At 61.0% G+C, this 17067-nt stretch carries 18 protein-coding genes; all 18 read right to left on the reverse strand.

The window, feature by feature from the left end; translation table 11 throughout:
- Positions 1 to 243 precede the first annotated feature (243 nt).
- Positions 244 to 828, reverse strand: coding sequence for a CDP-diacylglycerol--glycerol-3-phosphate 3-phosphatidyltransferase (pgsA, locus tag SKZ59_RS20475; RefSeq protein WP_319992799.1), 585 nt, complete (start codon positions 826 to 828; stop codon positions 244 to 246).
- A gap of 127 nt (positions 829 to 955) precedes the next feature.
- Complete coding sequence (uvrC, locus tag SKZ59_RS20480; protein ID WP_319992800.1) at positions 956 to 2836, reverse strand: excinuclease ABC subunit UvrC; 1881 nt, start codon at positions 2834 to 2836, stop codon at positions 956 to 958.
- Positions 2833 to 3273 (reverse strand): holo-ACP synthase, encoded by a 441-nt coding sequence (gene acpS / locus SKZ59_RS20485; RefSeq protein ID WP_051991009.1) that lies wholly within the window; start codon positions 3271 to 3273, stop codon positions 2833 to 2835. Before acpS ends, uvrC begins: the two co-directional genes overlap by 4 nt.
- A gap of 20 nt (positions 3274 to 3293) precedes the next feature.
- Positions 3294 to 4055, reverse strand: coding sequence for a pyridoxine 5'-phosphate synthase (pdxJ, locus tag SKZ59_RS20490; protein ID WP_319992801.1), 762 nt, complete (start codon positions 4053 to 4055; stop codon positions 3294 to 3296).
- Between the two features lie 30 nt (positions 4056 to 4085).
- Complete coding sequence (recO, locus tag SKZ59_RS20495; protein WP_319992802.1) at positions 4086 to 4928, reverse strand: DNA repair protein RecO; 843 nt, start codon at positions 4926 to 4928, stop codon at positions 4086 to 4088.
- 28 nt (positions 4929 to 4956) lie between these two features.
- The gene (gene era / locus SKZ59_RS20500; protein WP_046683972.1) at positions 4957 to 5859 is read right to left on the reverse strand and encodes a GTPase Era; all 903 of its coding nucleotides are present in this window, start codon (positions 5857 to 5859) and stop codon (positions 4957 to 4959) included.
- Between the two features lies 1 nt (position 5860).
- A complete protein-coding gene (rnc, locus tag SKZ59_RS20505) occupies positions 5861 to 6676 on the reverse strand; it encodes a ribonuclease III (RefSeq protein ID WP_034749615.1) in 816 nt (271 codons plus the stop codon).
- Between the two features lie 74 nt (positions 6677 to 6750).
- Positions 6751 to 7668, reverse strand: a complete 918-nt coding sequence (gene lepB / locus SKZ59_RS20510; RefSeq protein WP_058051300.1) for a signal peptidase I — start codon at positions 7666 to 7668, stop codon at positions 6751 to 6753.
- Between the two features lie 3 nt (positions 7669 to 7671).
- A complete protein-coding gene (gene lepA / locus SKZ59_RS20515) occupies positions 7672 to 9462 on the reverse strand; it encodes a translation elongation factor 4 (RefSeq protein WP_034749621.1) in 1791 nt (596 codons plus the stop codon).
- Between the two features lie 315 nt (positions 9463 to 9777).
- Positions 9778 to 10023 (reverse strand): glutaredoxin family protein, encoded by a 246-nt coding sequence (locus SKZ59_RS20520; protein WP_046683970.1) that lies wholly within the window; start codon positions 10021 to 10023, stop codon positions 9778 to 9780.
- A 54-nt stretch (positions 10024 to 10077) separates the two neighbouring features.
- Positions 10078 to 11568 (reverse strand): DegQ family serine endoprotease, encoded by a 1491-nt coding sequence (locus SKZ59_RS20525; protein ID WP_413774582.1) that lies wholly within the window; start codon positions 11566 to 11568, stop codon positions 10078 to 10080.
- A 236-nt stretch (positions 11569 to 11804) separates the two neighbouring features.
- Positions 11805 to 12140, reverse strand: a complete 336-nt coding sequence (locus SKZ59_RS20530; protein ID WP_319992803.1) for a sigma-E factor negative regulatory protein — start codon at positions 12138 to 12140, stop codon at positions 11805 to 11807.
- Between the two features lie 71 nt (positions 12141 to 12211).
- A complete protein-coding gene (gene rpoE / locus SKZ59_RS20535; protein ID WP_034749631.1) occupies positions 12212 to 12835 on the reverse strand; it encodes an RNA polymerase sigma factor RpoE in 624 nt (207 codons plus the stop codon).
- Positions 12836 to 12901: 66 nt separating this feature from the next.
- Positions 12902 to 13444 (reverse strand): hypothetical protein, encoded by a 543-nt coding sequence (locus tag SKZ59_RS20540; protein WP_319992804.1) that lies wholly within the window; start codon positions 13442 to 13444, stop codon positions 12902 to 12904.
- Between the two features lie 120 nt (positions 13445 to 13564).
- Complete coding sequence (fabF, locus tag SKZ59_RS20545; RefSeq protein WP_034749634.1) at positions 13565 to 14815, reverse strand: beta-ketoacyl-ACP synthase II; 1251 nt, start codon at positions 14813 to 14815, stop codon at positions 13565 to 13567.
- Between the two features lie 29 nt (positions 14816 to 14844).
- Complete coding sequence (gene acpP / locus SKZ59_RS20550) at positions 14845 to 15084, reverse strand: acyl carrier protein (protein WP_008449912.1); 240 nt, start codon at positions 15082 to 15084, stop codon at positions 14845 to 14847.
- A 178-nt stretch (positions 15085 to 15262) separates the two neighbouring features.
- Positions 15263 to 16006, reverse strand: a complete 744-nt coding sequence (gene fabG / locus SKZ59_RS20555; RefSeq protein ID WP_070280212.1) for a 3-oxoacyl-ACP reductase FabG — start codon at positions 16004 to 16006, stop codon at positions 15263 to 15265.
- 49 nt (positions 16007 to 16055) lie between these two features.
- A complete protein-coding gene (gene fabD, locus SKZ59_RS20560; RefSeq protein WP_035820249.1) occupies positions 16056 to 16997 on the reverse strand; it encodes an ACP S-malonyltransferase in 942 nt (313 codons plus the stop codon).
- Positions 16998 to 17067: the final 70 nt, after the last annotated feature.

The raw sequence follows: 17067 nt of genomic DNA on the forward strand, positions 1-17067 counted from the left end.
CAACTGAGCTACTCCCGCGTCATCAACAACAGGCCAGCATTATAGAGGGATTACAGGGGCTGTCAACGGGCAATATCTGGTGTTTTGCAAAATATTCCGCAGAAAGTAGCCAATACCGTCTTAAGGTCCTCCGAATAGCGTAGCGAGCAAGCGCAATATCGTGTTGAGTAGCGGAGCTGTACGAAGGTACAGCGAGCAACGGAGACGCGAGAGTGCGCTGCGCAGTAGCTAGGCGGAGCGGCCTTAATGCAGGTTATCGGCCTTTTCCTTGATGAGCGGCCATGCCAGGCGCAAGTAATAGAACATCGACCACACCGTCAGCACGCAGGCGATCCACAGCAGTTTTTCGCCCCACACGTGGGTGTCGATCGCGCCAAAGATCACTTCGTGGTACAGCAGCAAGGGAATGGCCGTCATTTGCGCGGCCGTCTTGATCTTGCCGATCGAGCTGACGGCCACCGATTTCGATGCGCCGATCTGCGCCATCCATTCGCGCAGCGCGGAAATCGTGATTTCGCGGCCGATGATGATGAAGGCCAGCACGGCATTGACACGGTCCAGTTGCACCAGCACCAGCAAGGCGCCCGCCACCATCAGCTTGTCGGCGACCGGGTCGAGGAAGGCGCCGAAGGCCGACGTCTGGTTCCAGCGCCGCGCGAGGAAACCATCGAACCAGTCGGTCACGGCCGCAACGATGAAGACCAGGGTGGCAACCAGGTTCTGGTCGCCATGCAGCAGCATCGACGGCGGCAGGTAAAAAACGCCGACGACAAGCGGAATCAGGGCCACGCGCAGCCAGGTCAGAAGGATGGGAATATTAAAAGGCATAAGAGAGCAATCGGCCGACGGGTAAATTGAATATGAAGAAAGTATGAAGAAAGCGCCACTAGTCTACATGGCCCAGGGGTATTAGCCTAGTCCGCTTGCCGCAACACCGGACCAGGCCATTGATCCATCAATGTAATTGCTTGTAGATCTCTTCCGCGAGTTGCGTGGAAATCCCCTCCACTGACATCAGGTCCTCGACGCTGGCGTCGACCACGCCGCGCAAGCCGCCAAAGCGCGACAGCAGTTTCTGGCGGCGCTTGGCGCCGATGCCTTCGATCTCTTCCAGCCGCGAGGTCTGGCGCGTCTTGGCCCGCTTGGCGCGCATGCCGGTAATGGCAAAGCGGTGCGCCTCGTCGCGGATTTGCGCGATCAGCATCAGGGCCGCCGATTCCTTGCCCAGTTCCTGCGCCGCGCGGCCATCGACGAACAGCAGGGTTTCCAGGCCCACCTTGCGCCCTTCTCCTTTCGCCACGCCGACAATCAAGCTGATATCGAGTCCCAGCTCGGCAAACACCTGGCGCGCCATCTCGATCTGCCCCTTGCCGCCGTCGATCAAGACAACGTCCGGCATGACGCCGTCGCCATTCGCCACCTTTTCGTAACGGCGCATGAGGACCTGGCGCATGGCCGCGTAATCGTCGCCGGGCGTGATGTCGTTGATGTTGTAGCGCCGGTACTCACCGTTCTGCATGGCGTGGTGATAGAACACGACGCACGAGGCCTGCGTCGCCTCGCCCTGCGTGTGGCTGATGTCGAAGCACTCGACGCGCAGGCTGTCGAGATCTTCCGTTTCCAGGCGCAGTGCCTCGGCCAGCGCGCGCGTGCGCGACTGCTGCGACCCCTGCTCGGACAACAAGCGCGCCAGCGAAATCTCGGCGCCCTTCTGCGCCATCTCCAGCCACTGGCGACGTTGTCCCTGCGGCTGGAAAATCAGGTTGATGCGGTGGCCGCACTGCTCCATCAGCGCCACCATCAGGGCCGGCTGATCGAATTCGATATTCAGGATCAGGGTGCCGGGAATGAATTTTTCCGTGTAGTGCTGGGCCAGGAAGGCGGCCAGCACTTCCACCTCGATGGCTTCCTCGGCAATCGCCGCCGCATCGCTGAGCTGGCTGGGGAAATACGCGCGGTCGCCTAGGTGCCGTCCGCCGCGCACCATGGCCAGGTTGACGCAGGCGCGTCCGCCCTGCACCAGCACGGCGATAATGTCGACGTCGGCGTCGCCCGTCGTTTCCATGCTTTGCTGGTGCAGCACGCGCGACAGCGAAGCGATCTGGTTGCGCACCACCACGGCCTGCTCGAATTTCAGCTCGGCGGCAAACGCATGCATCTTCTTTTCCAGGTCGGCCAGCACTTCGCTCTGGCGCCCGCGCAGGAAGCGCGCCGCGTTTTCCACGTCGTTCTTGTAGTCTTCCTTGCTGATCAGGTCCACGCACGGCGCGCTGCAGCGGCCGATCTGGTGCAGCAGGCAGGGCCGCGTGCGGTTCGCGTAGACACTGTCCTCGCAGGTGCGGATGAGAAACACCTTTTGCAGGATCTGCATCGATTCCTTGACGGCCCAGGAACTGGGGAACGGCCCGAAATACTGGTTTTTCTTGTCCACCGCGCCCCGGTAATACACCATGCGCGGCGCATCGCCATTCGTGATTTTCAGATACGGATACGATTTATCGTCGCGGAACAGGATGTTGTAGCGCGGCTGCAGCGCCTTGATCAGGTTGTTTTCCAGGATCAGCGCTTCCGCCTCGCTGTGCGTGACGGTCGTTTCCAGGCGCGCGATGCGCTCAACCATCATGGCGATGCGGGGGCTGGCCAGGTTTTTCTGGAAGTAACTCGAGACGCGCTTTTTTAAATCGCGCGCCTTGCCGACGTACAGCACCTTGTCGGCGGCGTCGAAATAGCGGTACACGCCGGGCAGGTTCGGCAGCTTGGCGACGGTGGCCAGCACCTGCGCGCGTGGGTCGGGCGGCGTCTCCGCCAAGGTAGATTCTGGGCTTGCTTCGGTCATTGCTGGCTCGGTTTGGGGTCAGACCCGCCGGGTCTGACCCCGGCATCTGCTTGCTCCACGATCACGAACGCGACCGCATACTCTTCTTCATCGCTGATCGTCACTTGCGCGCTCAGGCGGTTTTTCTCCATGAACTCCGCCAGCACGCCGCTGCAGACGATCATCGGCTTGCCGCTCGGGTGGTTCAGCATCTGCGCGGCGGGCCAGGTCATCGGCATGCGCAAGCCCAGGCCGATGGCCTTGGAAAACGCCTCCTTGGCCGCGAAGCGCGTGGCCAGAAAGCGCACGCCGCGTACGGCATTCTTGGCGCTGCGGGCGCGGAATTTTTCCAGCTCCTGCGGCCCCAGTATCTTTTTCGCGAACCGCTCGCCATGGCGCGCCAGTGCCGCCTCGATGCGGGGGATCTTGCAGATATCGGTACCGATGCCGTAGATCATGCTACCTCCTTTGTGCGCGCTTATGCCTTGCCGGCGAGGCGCGTTGCCACCATGATGGCCTTCATTTCGCGCACGGCGTTTTCCCAGCCGACAAACACGGCATGCGCGACGATGGCGTGGCCGATGTTCAGTTCCGCAATATCGGGAATGGCGGCGATCGCCTGCACGTTGGTGTAATGCAAGCCGTGGCCCGCGTTGACCTTCAAGCCGCGGCCCACGCCGAACAGCACGCCCGCCTTGATGCGCTCCAGCTCGGCCAGTTGCTCGGTGCCTTGCGTGTCCGCATAGCGGCCCGTGTGCAGCTCGATCACGGGCGCGCCCAATTCAGCTGCGGCGGCAATCTGCTGCTCGTCCGCATCGATGAACAGGCTCACGCGGATGCCCTCGCCTTGCAATTGTTGCACGGCCGCCTGCACTTCCTTGAAATAGCGCACCACGTCCAGCCCCCCTTCCGTCGTCACTTCCGTGCGCTTTTCCGGCACCAGGCAGACGTCGGCGGGACGGATGCGGCAGGCGAAGTCGATCATCTCCTGCGTCACGGCCGCTTCCAGGTTCATGCGCGTAAGCAATTGCGGCGCGATGGCGATGACGTCCGCATCCTTGATGTGGCGGCGGTCTTCGCGCAAATGCAGGGTGATGGCGTCGGCGCCCGCCTGTTCGGCCAGCAGAGCCGCGCGGATCGGGTCCGGATACGCGGTGCCACGCGCATTGCGCAAGGTGGCCACGTGGTCGATATTGACGCCCAGGTCGATGACGGGGCCGGAAGGCTGCAAAAAGCTCATATGATGGTGTCCGTAAAGTGCTGAAATCTATTACAGCTGCATTAAATCGATCAGTATCTGGCGCGTATTCAAGGTGGCGCCACCCAGTTGATGGGCCAGCAAAAAACGCATCAGCAGCTTGCTTTGCGCCTGCGTGGCCACGTCAAGATAATCTTCGCGCTCCATGTCGAGCAGGGTCTTGCCCGTGATCTTGGGCCAGGCGTCGGCGGCGCGCGCCGGACGCGGTCCCCGTTCCGGGTCGACCACGTACACCTGCCCCGCATCGACGGCCTGGCGCGTGCCCGTGCAGCGCGTCAGGTCGGCCGCCACGCCCGTTTCCTTGAGCAGGGCGCGCTCGAACTTGCGCAGCACGATGGGCGGCGGCTCATTGTGCGCCAGTTGATTCAAGGTAGCAACGTAGTGGTCGAACAGGACGGGGTGCGGGTCGTCGCGCGCCAGCAGTTTCACCAGCAATTCGTTCAGATAAAAGCCGCACAGCAAGGCGGTCTTTTCCAGCGGCAGCATGCCCCCTACCCACTCGGCTCCCGTGAGGATGCGCAGTTCGGACTTGCCCGTCCAGCCCGCCTGCAGCGGCTGGAACGTCTGCAGCACGCCGCGCAACTGCGAATGGGGCCGCTTGGCGCCCTTGGCGACGAGCGCGATGCGGCCATATTCGCGTGTAAACACGTCGACGATGAGGCTGGTTTCTTTATGCGGATAGCTGTGCAGCACGAAGGCGGGCTGGCCCGTGACCTTCCCGTCGCGCGCGGGCGGACGGCTGCGCCGGGGCGCGGCGGATGCGGGAGTTGCGGCCGGCGGCGCAATGGCCACCGGCGCGGGGACAACGATGGAGGCTGGCGCAGGATCGTGCAGCGCTGGCGTGGTGGTGCTCATGCGTGTGGCGTCGCCCCCGGGTTGCGGATTACTCGTAGCCGTAGGCGCGCAAGCCCGCCTCGTTGTCGGCCCAGCCCGACTTGACCTTGACCCAGATTTCCAGGTACACGGGGCCGCCGAACAGCTTTTCCATATCCAGGCGGGCCTGGGTGGAGACTTCCTTCAGGCGCGCGCCCTTGTTGCCGATGATCATGGACTTGTGCGTATCGCGCTCGACCAGGATGGCGGCAAACACGCGGCGCAGATCGCCTTCCTGCTCGAATTTCTCGATCAGCACGGTGCTCGTGTACGGCAGTTCGTCGCCGACAAAGCGGAACAGTTTTTCGCGCACGATTTCCGAGGCGAGGAATTTCTCGCTGCGGTCCGTGATGTCGTCCGGGCCAAAGATCGGCTGGTTTTCCGGCAGGAAGCGTTTGATTTCGTTCTGTAAGCCTTCCAGCTGGAAGTGCAGCTTGGCCGAGACGGGCACGATGGCGGCGAAGTCGCGCATGGCGGCGACCTTTTGCGCGAACGGCAGCAGCACGGCCTTGTCTTTCACGCGGTCCGATTTATTGATGACGAGAATGCACGGCACTTCCTTCGGCAGCAGGTCCATCACTTGCTGGTCGGCCGGGCCAAACGTGCCCGCCTCGATCACGTACAAAATCACGTCCGAGGAAATCAGGGTGTTCGTGACGGTCTTGTTCAGCGTCTTGTTCAGCGCGTTCGAGTGGCGCGTCTGGAAGCCAGGCGTGTCGACGTAGATGAACTGCGCGTCCGGCACCGTCTGGATGCCCGTGATACGGTGGCGCGTGGTTTGCGCCTTGCGCGAAGTGATGCTGACCTTCGCGCCGATCAGCACGTTCATCAGGGTCGATTTGCCCACGTTCGGGCGGCCCACGATGGCGATATAGCCGCAGCGGAAGTTGTCGGGCATTTTGGTGGCTGTCATGCTAGTGTCGATTCTGTTTAGTGTGAGCGGCGATCGCCGGTGCAGCCGGGGCTTGCGCGTCGTCGCTCTGGATGGTGGCAATGCCGGCCAGCTTGAGCTGGGCGGCGCGCGGTTTGGGCTTGCGGCTGGCGGCAGGCGACTTCAGCAGCGCCTGCTCGGCCACGTCCAGCGCCAGTTTGGCGGCGGCTTGCTCACCGGCGCGGCGGCTTCCGCCACGGCCGTAAACCTGGATGTTCAATTTCGGCACCAGGCATTCGATCTCGAATTCCTGGCTGTGGGCGGCGCCGTGGGTAGCCACCACGTTGTACTGTGGCAGCGAAATTTTCTTGCTTTGCAAAAACTCCTGCAGCAGGGTCTTGGCATCCTTGCCCAGGGTTTGCGGATCGACCGAGTCGAGGATGGGGATGTAGAAGGCGCGGATCACCGTGCTGGCCGCATCGAAGCCCGTGTCGAGGAAGATGGCGCCCAGCAAGGCTTCCAGGGTGTCGGCGAGGATCGATGGACGGCGAAAACCGCCCGATTTCAGTTCGCCTTCGCCCAGGCGCAAAAATTGCGACAATTCCAGCTTTTGCGCGATTTCATACAGCGACTGCTGTTTCACCAGGTTGGCGCGCAGGCGCGACAAATCGCCCTCGTCGATGGACTTGAAGCGTTCGTACAGGATGGAAGCGACCACGCAGTTGAGGATGGAGTCGCCGAGGAATTCCAGCCGCTCGTTATGCAAACTGCTGTGGCTACGATGCGTCAAGGCTTGCTGCAACAGGCCAGCATCCTGGAACGTATAGCCTAAACGGGTTTGCAATAGCTGAAGATTCATTGTTGTTTCTGTGTCATCTGAGTAATTCGGCTGGCCGCCGCGCGGGGAATCGGCGCGGCTGCCATAGGGACGGCCTAGTGTATGCCGCCCACTCGTTTCGGATTGCTGAAGTTCATCCACACCAGGAAAGCCTTGCCGACGATGTTCTCGTTCGGCACGAAGCCCCAGTAGCGGCTGTCCGCGCTATTGTCGCGGTTGTCGCCCATCATGAAGTAATTGCCTTGTGGCACTACACATGTAAAGCCGTCTTCGTTGTAGTCGCACGCATCCTTGTGGGGGAAATCCTTCACTTCGCGCAAGTTCAACGTTGGAGCAGGCTCGTCGTTGAGGATGCGGTGGCTCACGCCCGTCAGGTTTTCTTCCAGCTGCTTGTGGTAGACCGTGCTTTCATCGTCCAGGTAGTCGTCCAGCGGCGTGTATGCCACTTCCTTGCCGTTGACCGTCAAGCGCTTGTTTTCATAGGTGATTTTATCACCGGGCACACCGATCACACGCTTGATATAGTCTTGCGACATATCTTTCGGATACTTGAACACCATCACGTCGCCGCGCTGCGGATCGTTGACTTCAATGATGCGCTTGTTGACGATGGGCAGACGAATACCATAGGTGAACTTGTTCACCAGTATCAGATCGCCCACCAGCAAGGTCGGCACCATCGAGCTCGACGGGATCTTGAACGGCTCGTACAAGAACGAGCGCAGGCAGAACACGAGCGCGATGACGGGGAAGAAGCTGCCCGAATACTCGACCCAGGTCGGCTGGCGCAACAGGGCCGCCTCGATGCTCGCGCGGCTGCCGCCGGCATCGGACTTGATGCCCTCGGCGGCCAGCTTGGACTGGCGCGCATCGAATTCAGCCAGGGCGCGGTCGGCCGCCTTGCGGCGCTGCTTGGACAGATAAAACACATCGAGGCACCAGACCAGGCCCGTCAACACCATCAGCACGAACAGGATTAAAGCGAAATTTCCTAAAATCACTTGCAGGTTCATTGATTAACCATCCACTTGTAAAATTGCCAGGAATGCTTCTTGCGGGATCTCCACGGAACCCACTTGCTTCATGCGTTTCTTACCCGCTTTTTGTTTTTCCAGCAATTTCTTCTTGCGGCTGATGTCGCCGCCATAGCACTTGGCCAAGACGTTCTTGCGCAAGGCTTTTACGTTCTCGCGCGAAATGATGTTCGCGCCGATGGTCGCTTGAATCGCCACGTCGAACATCTGGCGCGGGATCAGTTCGCGCATCTTGGCGGCCACCTGGCGGCCACGGTACTGGCTGTTCGAACGGTGGACGATGATGGCCAGCGCATCGACTTTTTCGCTGTTGATCAGCATGTCGACCTTGACCACATCGGCTGCGCGGTATTCCTTGAACTCGTAATCCATCGAGGCATAGCCGCGCGACGTCGATTTCAGGCGGTCGAAGAAGTCCAGTACGATCTCGGCCATCGGCATTTCATACACGAGCTTGACCTGGCGGCCGTGGTAGCTCATGTCCATCTGGATACCGCGCTTGCCGATACACAAGGTGATCACGGAGCCCACATATTCCTGCGGCATGTACAGATTGACCGTGACGATAGGCTCGCGCACTTCCTCGATGCGCGACGGATCGGGCATCTTCGACGGGTTGTCGACGTTGATCATGGTGCCGTCGCGCTGGATCACTTCGTATACCACGGTTGGCGCCGTGGTGATCAGGTCCATGTCGAATTCGCGCTCGAGGCGCTCCTGCACGATTTCCATGTGCAGCAAGCCCAGGAAGCCGCAGCGGAAGCCGAAGCCCAGCGCCTGCGACACTTCCGGCTCGTACATCAGGGCCGCGTCGTTCAGTTTCAGCTTTTCCAGCGAGTCGCGCAGCGCGTCGTACTGGTTCGCTTCCACGGGGAACAGGCCGGCGAACACTTGCGGCTGCACTTCCTTGAAGCCAGGCAATGGCGCGGCGGCAGGACGGTTGGCCAGGGTGACGGTGTCGCCCACTTTCGCCGCCTTCAATTCCTTGATGCCGGCGATGATGAAGCCCACCTGGCCTGCCGACAATTGCGGCAAGGATTGCGAACGTGGCGAAAACACGCCAATGTCTTCCACCAGCTGCACCGAATCAGTGGCCATCAGGCGAATCTTGTCTTTCGGTTTCAGGGTACCGTTGATGACGCGCACCAGCATGACCACGCCCACATAGGCGTCATACCAGGAGTCGACGATCAGCGCCTGCAGCGGCGCATCGGGGTCGCCCTTCGGTGGCGGCACCTTGACGATCAGTTGCTCGAGCACGTCCAGCACGCCAAAGCCCGTCTTGGCCGAGCAATGCACGGCGTCGCCCGCATCGATGCCGATCACGTCTTCGATCTCGGCAATCGCACTCGGCGGATCCGCGTTCGGCAAGTCGATCTTGTTCAGCACGGGTACCACTTCCACGCCCAGGTCCAGCGCCGTGTAGCAGTTGGCGACCGTTTGCGCTTCCACGCCTTGCGACGCGTCCACGACCAGCAGCGCGCCTTCGCACGCCGACAGCGAGCGCGACACTTCATAGCTGAAGTCGACGTGGCCCGGCGTATCGATCAGGTTCAGGTTATAGATCTGGCCATCGCGCGCCTTGTAGTGCAGGGCCGCCGTTTGCGCCTTGATGGTAATGCCGCGCTCGCGCTCCAGATCCATCGAATCGAGCACCTGCGCCTCCATCTCGCGGTCGGACAAGCCGCCGCACAATTGAATGATGCGGTCAGCCAGGGTCGATTTACCGTGGTCAATATGGGCGATGATGGAGAAATTGCGTATGTTGTTCATTAACTAATATATGTGCGAGTGACGACACTGCTTTAACAGGAATCATGGGGATCATGCTCGGGCCAAGCCGGGCCAAAACCGGGCACCCCACTCATGATGAAAAAAGCGCTCCGAGCAGGACATCTGCATGCCCAGGCGAGCGCTTTTGAAGCGACAGAAGCTGCTGCCTCGGACAGTAGCTTTTTCGACCTCCCCATTTTACCGGATTTCAGAGTAGAAAGCCCGTCTTATGAGGCCGACACCGGGGCAAGCCGACATTTTCGGCTGTTTTCAGCACCAGAATGGTGCAATGCAGTGTTAATATTGACAATCAAACTACACCAGGCAGCGGCGCACGGCCGCCTCGTCAAGGAAATAATGGCAGAGCTCGGGCTGGGCCAGGTCGCCGAACAGCACCGGCACCAGCTCATCGAAACGGGCCAGCAGCGAGGCGTCGGGCGATGCATCGATGTCGATCACGTCCACCGTGAACGGTTTTCCGGGCGGCTGCAGCAGGAGCAAAGCGTCGAGCATGTCCTGACAAAGGTGGCAATAACTGCGGGAATAGAGGGTGAAGTGCATGACGGGCAGGATACCGCATCCCGGCCGCGGCCGGAATGCGGGATGATCACATAGTTACTTCGCCGACGGGCGCAGCGAAACGAATTGCGCCACGTCGCCACGGCGCACCAGCAAGGCCGACGTCTTCTTCGGATCGAGCTTGGCGACCAGGGCATTGAACTGCCTGGCGTCTTTCACTGCAACGTTATTCAGTTGCAAGATCACATCGCCAGGCTGCAGGCCGGCCAGGGCCGCCACGCCATCGGCCTCGTCGACCTGCACGCCCGCGTCGATCTTCAGTTCCTGCTTCTTCGCGGCCGGCACGTCGCTGACCTTCAGCCCCAGGGCATTGACGGCTTGCGCTTCCGGCTCCTTGGCGCTCTTCTTCGCCGTTTTCTCGCTTTCCAGCTCGACGACGGTGACGGGGATGTCCTGCTGCGCCCCCTTGCGCCACACGGTGAGCGTGGACTTGCCGTTGACGGCGGCGCCACCCACCAGGCGCGGCAGGTCGGAGGAGCGCTCGATCTGAGCGCCGTTGAATTTCAGGATGATGTCGCCCGGCTTGATACCCGCCTTGTCAGCGGGACCGCCCGGCTCCACCATCGATACTTGCGCGCCCTTGGCATTCGGCAAGCCCAGCGATTCCGCCACGTCCTTGCTCACTTCACCGATCTGCACGCCGATGCGCCCGCGCACGACTTTACCCGTCTTTTTCAGCTGCTCGCCCACGCGCATGGCTTCATCGATGGGCACGGCAAACGAAATGCCATTGTAGGCGCCGGACAAGGTAGCGATCTGCGAATTGATGCCGATCACTTCGCCGCGCATATTGATCAGCGGACCACCCGAGTTGCCGGGATTGACGGCAACGTCGCTTTGAATCAGGGGCAAATAGTCGCCCGTGTCGCGTGACTTGGCGGAAATGATGCCAGCCGTCACCGAGTTTTCCAGGTTGAACGGCGAGCCGATGGCGATGACCCACTCGCCCACACGTATCTTGTTGGAGTCGCCGATGGTCAGGCGCGGCAAGTTGCCGCCCTCGATTTTCAGCAGGGCCACGTCGGTCCGCGCATCGGCGCCGATCACCTTGGCCTTGAATTCGCGCTTGTCCGTCAGGGTCACGTAGACTTCATCGGCGCCGTCGACCACGTGGGCATTGCTCAGCACGTAGCCATCGGCCGAGATGATAAAGCCGGAACCGACACCGCGCTGCACTTCCTGCTCCTGCGGCACGGCGCGGCGGCCGCCCCGTGGTGCCTGCTGGCGCGGCGTCGGCATGGCACCGCCAAAGAAGCGGCGCAGGAATTCCTGCATTTCCTGCTCATCCTGGCTGCCGGCGCCACCCATTTTCAGGCGCTCGGTGGTACGGATATTCACAACGGCCGGGCCGACGGCGTCGACCAGGTCCGAGAAATCAGGCAATTTCACGGCCGGCACGGCGGCCTGCGCCTGTGGCGCCAGGCCCAGCATGGAGGGGGCAAAAAAGACGCCAGCCGTACCGAACAATAAGGCGGAAAGCGTCTTCACTGAAAACGACTTGCTGGCAGCACACATGTTTTTTTTCATGGAAAAGATCTTCTCGAATATAGAAACGGATCAAACTGCGGATCAGACTATTGCCTGCGTGCATGATTGGCCGTCACGACGGAATCCCGGGGGCAAACACACCCGGCAGCGCGCATGGCAGCAACAATATATCGCAAAAGCAAGATATTGCCTGCGCACAGTGTCAATCGTACCGAAGGCCAGTGTCAAGAGGGCGACGGGAACGTTAAGCCTGGCATAAGATGGCGAACAGCCTCTTAGCGCTGCGCCAGCGGCCCCGCCTCCAGCGGCTCGGCAGTGCCCGGCGGCACGATGGCGGCGGACAGCGGCAGCAGCGGCTCGGCATGGGCAGCCGGCCCCTCAGGCGCCGCCTCGGCGGCCAGGCGGCGGGCCAGGCGCGCATCGAACTGGGCGCTCAGTGCATGGCCGCACTGCTCCGACCGCAGCACGTCACCGATATGGCGATAGGCATCCCAGATCTGCCGCCCCTCATCCGTGTCAAGGGCGGCAAAAGCCAGTTCGAGTTCGCTCGCCGCCAGCTCGCCATCGGCCAGGGCGGAAATAGTCTCGTGCAATCGTGTATGCGTATCCATGATGGGTCCTGCCATTTCAAAGGGATCGGTGCGGAAACCGGACACAGCCATGCCAACCTCATACTCCCAGATTACCAGCGCTTGTCAATTGGCATGTCCAGCAACGGTTTCAATTTCTCCGCAATCACTTCGCGCGCGCGAAAAATCCGGCTGCGCACGGTGCCGATGGGGCACGCCATGATCTCCGATATTTCTTCATAGCTCAGGCCCTCGATCTCGCGCAGCACGATGGCCGTGCGCAATTCGATGGGCAGTACATCCATGGCCGCATTGACGGTGGCCGCAATCTGCTTGCTGGCCAGCACCGATTCGGGTGTATTGTTGTCGCGCAATTTATTGCCATCATCGAAGGACTCCGCCTGCTCGGCGTCGGTATCGCTGGACGTGGCGGCGCGGCGCCCCTGTGTGACAAGATAATTCTTGGCCGTATTGATGCCGATGCGGTACAGCCAGGTATAAAAGGCGGCCTCACCGCGAAAATGGCGCAGCGCCCGGTATGCCTTGATAAAGGTTTCCTGCACCACATCTTCGGCCTCCGCCGGGTCATGCACAAGGCGCGACACGAGGCGCATCAAGCGGCGCTGGTATTTCGATACCAGCACATCAAATGCCCGTTTGTCGCCGGCCTGCACCCGCTCGACCAGTAACTGATCATACTCGCGCTCTGTCCTCACGCCCAATGTCCCTGTAGTCATGCAGCGTGGGCGCCTGTATGGATATAGAGTTGGCCCGCTGCAAGAAGTTCAGTGTTCGCCCCACTTTTATTCTTCCCCATTCCGCGCCGCGATGGCCCGGCACGCCACGGCCAGCGGGCGGAAGGCGGCGCAGCTGCCGCCGCGCTGCACCAGCACATCCGTACGCCGCCCGGCAGCATCTGCCAGGCACAGCACCAGCAGCGACGGCCACAGGGTCGAGCCCGGTAACAGGCGCAGCCCCGGCGGCACCAACGGCCCCGCGCCGGCCGACTCCATCACCGCGCTGGCATCCATCATTGGCACCCCGCCATGCTCCAGATATACCGCCAGCCGCAACTGGCCAACCGGCGAAATATCAAGCGTGTGCGGCTTTCTGCGCCTGCGCAGCAAAGCGAGCAACAACACGCCGCCAGCCGCACTCAGCAGCGCACCGCTCCAGCCCAGCGCATAAGCGCCCACCAACTGGACGGGGCCAGGGCCGGATACGGCCGCAACGCGCCACGCACCGCTCAAGGGCCAGGCAGCCAGCAAGGCACACAGTCCCAGCGCCGCTTGCAACAGGCGCAAACAGACAGGCGTGCGAATGACAGCCACTACCGCGATTGACATACTTCATGGGAAAAAAAGGCGCGCCGGCAACATGCCGGGCAAATTCAGGCGCCAACGAACGTTGGCGCCGAATCAGCGCTCACTACAGTTTGACCGTAGCGAGCGCTTGAAAGTTCCTGCTTATTTCGCTTTACCGAAAATCAGCGTGCCATTCGTTCCGCCGAAGCCGAACGAATTCTTCACTGCATAATCGATCTTCATATCCCGCGCCGTGTTGGCACAGAAATCGAGATCGCAAGCCGGATCCTGGTTGAAGATGTTGATGGTCGGTGGCGACACCTGATGGTGCAATGCCAGGACCGTAAACACCGCTTCCAGACCGCCCGCGCCGCCCAGCAAATGGCCCGTCATCGACTTGGTCGAGTTGACAACCAGATTCTTGGCGTGCTCGCCGAAGGTGCGTTTGATGCCCATCACTTCCGCCACGTCGCCTTGCGGGGTCGACGTGCCGTGCGCGTTCAGGTACTGAATCTGATCCGCGTTCAAGCCAGCGTTGTTGAGGGCCGCGATCACCGATTTGCTGCCGCCGCTACCATCTTCCAGCGGCGAGGTCATGTGATAAGCATCTGCGCTCATCCCGAAACCATGCACTTCGGCATAGATCTTGGCACCACGGGCCACCGCGTGCTCGTACTCTTCCAGCACCATGACGCCAGCGCCCTCGCCCAGCACGAAGCCGTCGCGGTCGGTATCCCACGGACGCGATGCCGTTGCCGGATCGTCGTTGCGGGTCGACAAGGCACGCGCCGAAGCGAAACCGCCCAGGCCCAGTGGCGACACGGTCGATTCAGCACCGCCGGCGATCATGACGTCGGCATCGCCGTACTCGATCATGCGCGCTGCGGCACCGATGCTGTGCAAACCGGTGGTACACGCTGTAACGATTGCCAGGTTCGGGCCCTTCAGACCATATTTGATCGAAAGGTTGCCAGAGATCATGTTAATGATCGAGGCAGGCACGAAAAATGGCGAGATACGGCGCGGACCGCGCTTTTCGTACTCGGACTTGGTTTCCTCGATCAGCGGCAAGCCGCCGATACCGGAACCGATGATCACGCCGATGCGCTCGGCGTTTTCTTCGGTCACTTCCAGGCCAGAGTCCTGCATCGCCTGGATGCCCGCAGCCATGCCGTAATGGATAAAGGTATCCATGTGGCGGGCTTCCTTACCGGAGATGTACTCTTCGATATTGAAGCCTTTGACTTCACCAGCGAAATGCGTGGTGAATGGCTGTGCATCAAACTTGGTAATCGTGGCAATGCCGGATTTACCTTCAATGATTGCGCCCCACGCCTCGGCAATAGTATTGCCGACAGGTGAAACGCAGCCCAGGCCGGTGACAACAACACGACGGTTTTTAGAACGGCTCAAGCGATTCTCCTGAAGTCGGTCAGACAGGCTTAGGCCTTGACGTGTGCGGTGGCGTAGTCGATCGCCTGTTGCACGGTGGTGATTTTTTCAGCTTGTTCGTCAGGGATTTCCATTTCGAATTCGTCTTCCAGGGCCATGACCAGTTCCACGGTGTCCAGGGAATCGGCGCCGAGATCGTCGACGAAGGAGGATTCGATTTTGATGTCTGCTTCTGCAACGCCCAGTTGCTCAGCGACGATTTTCTTAACGCGTTGTTCGATATCCGACATGTTATGGCTCCAAAGTGTGTGTTACGGAAAGTGCGCGCATTTTATCAGGTTTGCGCGTCCGAATACTAATTTCGGTGTCTGCTGCTAATTCGACCGAAGCTGCTGCTAAAAGATGCGATTATAGACAAAAACGACCGTTGAATCATGCCACAAACGCCCGCCCCGTCTAGCTTTCACATCAATTCATGTACATTCCACCGTTCACGTGCAGGGTCGTGCCCGTGATATAGGCCGCTTGCGGCGAGGCCAAAAAGGCTACCGCTGCTGCCACGTCTTCCGGTTTGCCCAGACGGGACAGGGGAATTTGCGTCAACAGGGCCGCGTGCTGCTCTTCACTCAGGGCCTTGGTCATGTCGGTATCGATGAAGCCCGGCGCGATGCAATTCACGGTAATGTTGCGGCTGCCGATTTCGCGCGCCAGGGCGCGGCTCATGCCTTCCACGCCGGCCTTGGCCGCCGCGTAATTCATTTGCCCCGGATTGCCCGACGAAGCCACCACCGACGTGATATTAATGATACGCCCAGTTTTGGCTTTCATCATGCCACGCAGTACGGCGCGCGACAGGCGGCCGACGGCCGACAGGTTGGTGGAAATGACGCTGTCCCACTCTTCATCCTTCATGCGCATGGCCAGCTGGTCTTGCGTGATGCCCGCATTGTTGACGAGGATCGACAGGCTGCCGTAGGTTTTCTGCACTTCATCGACGACGGCCGCGCAGCGCGCCGCGTCGGTCACGTTCAGGACCAGGCCCTTGCCCGTCACGCCTTCGGCGGCCAGGTAATCGGTGATCGCTTGCGCGCCGCTTTCCGAGGTGGCGGTGCCGACGACGGTAGCACCCTGTTTGCCCAGTTCGGTGGCGATGGCGCGGCCGATGCCGCGCGAGGCGCCCGTGACCAGCACGACTTGATTTACTAAATTCATGAGTATCCTTAAAAGCAAGCGCGGCAGGCAAGCTGCCGCGATCTGATGTTTATTTGAGCTGGGTCAAAATGCGTTCCAGCGATGCCTGGTCGACGATGGCGTCGCCCACGAGCACGGGATCGATGCGCTTGGCCAGGCCCATCAGGACCTTGCCCGGACCGCATTCGATCACTTGCGTGATGCCGTCGGCCGCCACTTTTTGCATGGTTTCCACCCAGCGCACGGGACTGGCCGCCTGGCGCACGAGCGCATCCTTGATGCCGGCAACGTCGTTGACGATGGCCACGTCGACGTTGTTGATCAGCGCGATCTGCGGCGCCGAGAACGTCAAGCCGGCCATGTATTCGCGCAAGCGGTCCGATGCGGGTTTCAGCAGCGACGAGTGGAATGGCGCGGAGACGGGCAGCTTCATGGCGCGCTTGGCGCCCTTGGCCTTGGCCAGTTCGCAGGCGCGCTCGACTGCCGCCGTATGGCCGGCGATGACGACTTGTGCTGGCGCATTGAAATTGACGGGCTCGACCACCAGGGCCGGGTTTTCCGCCGCCGCTTCCGCACAGGCGGCGCGCACGTCGTCATCCGACAGGCCCAGCACAACAGCCATCGTGCCCTGCCCCACCGGCACGGCTTCCTGCATGGCTTGCGCGCGGAAACGCACGAGCGGCACGGCATCCTTGAACGAGATGACGCCGGCGGCGACCAGCGCCGAGTATTCACCGAGGCTGTGACCGGCCACGACCGTCGGCACGGGGCCGCCGGCCGCCAGCCAGGCGCGGTAGAAGGCCACGGCCGCCGTCAGCATTACCGGCTGCGTATTGGTAGTCAGGTCCAGTTCTTCCTTCGGACCTTCGGCGATCAGCTTGCCCAGGTCGAATTGCAGGGCATCCGACGCTTCGGCCACGGTTTGCGCAACCACGGGGTTGCCGGCGAAACCGTCGAGCATCGCAATCGCTTGCGAGCCTTGGCCTGGGAAAACAAATGCAAATTGTGTCATGTCGACTCCGTTTTTTTTACTATTTACTCAGAGAACCAAATGCAACTGCTGGGGTACGACCCAACGGGTC

Source organism: Janthinobacterium sp. GMG2, from assembly GCF_033949445.1.
Taxonomy (GTDB): Bacteria; Pseudomonadota; Gammaproteobacteria; order Burkholderiales; family Burkholderiaceae_D; genus Janthinobacterium; species Janthinobacterium aestuarii.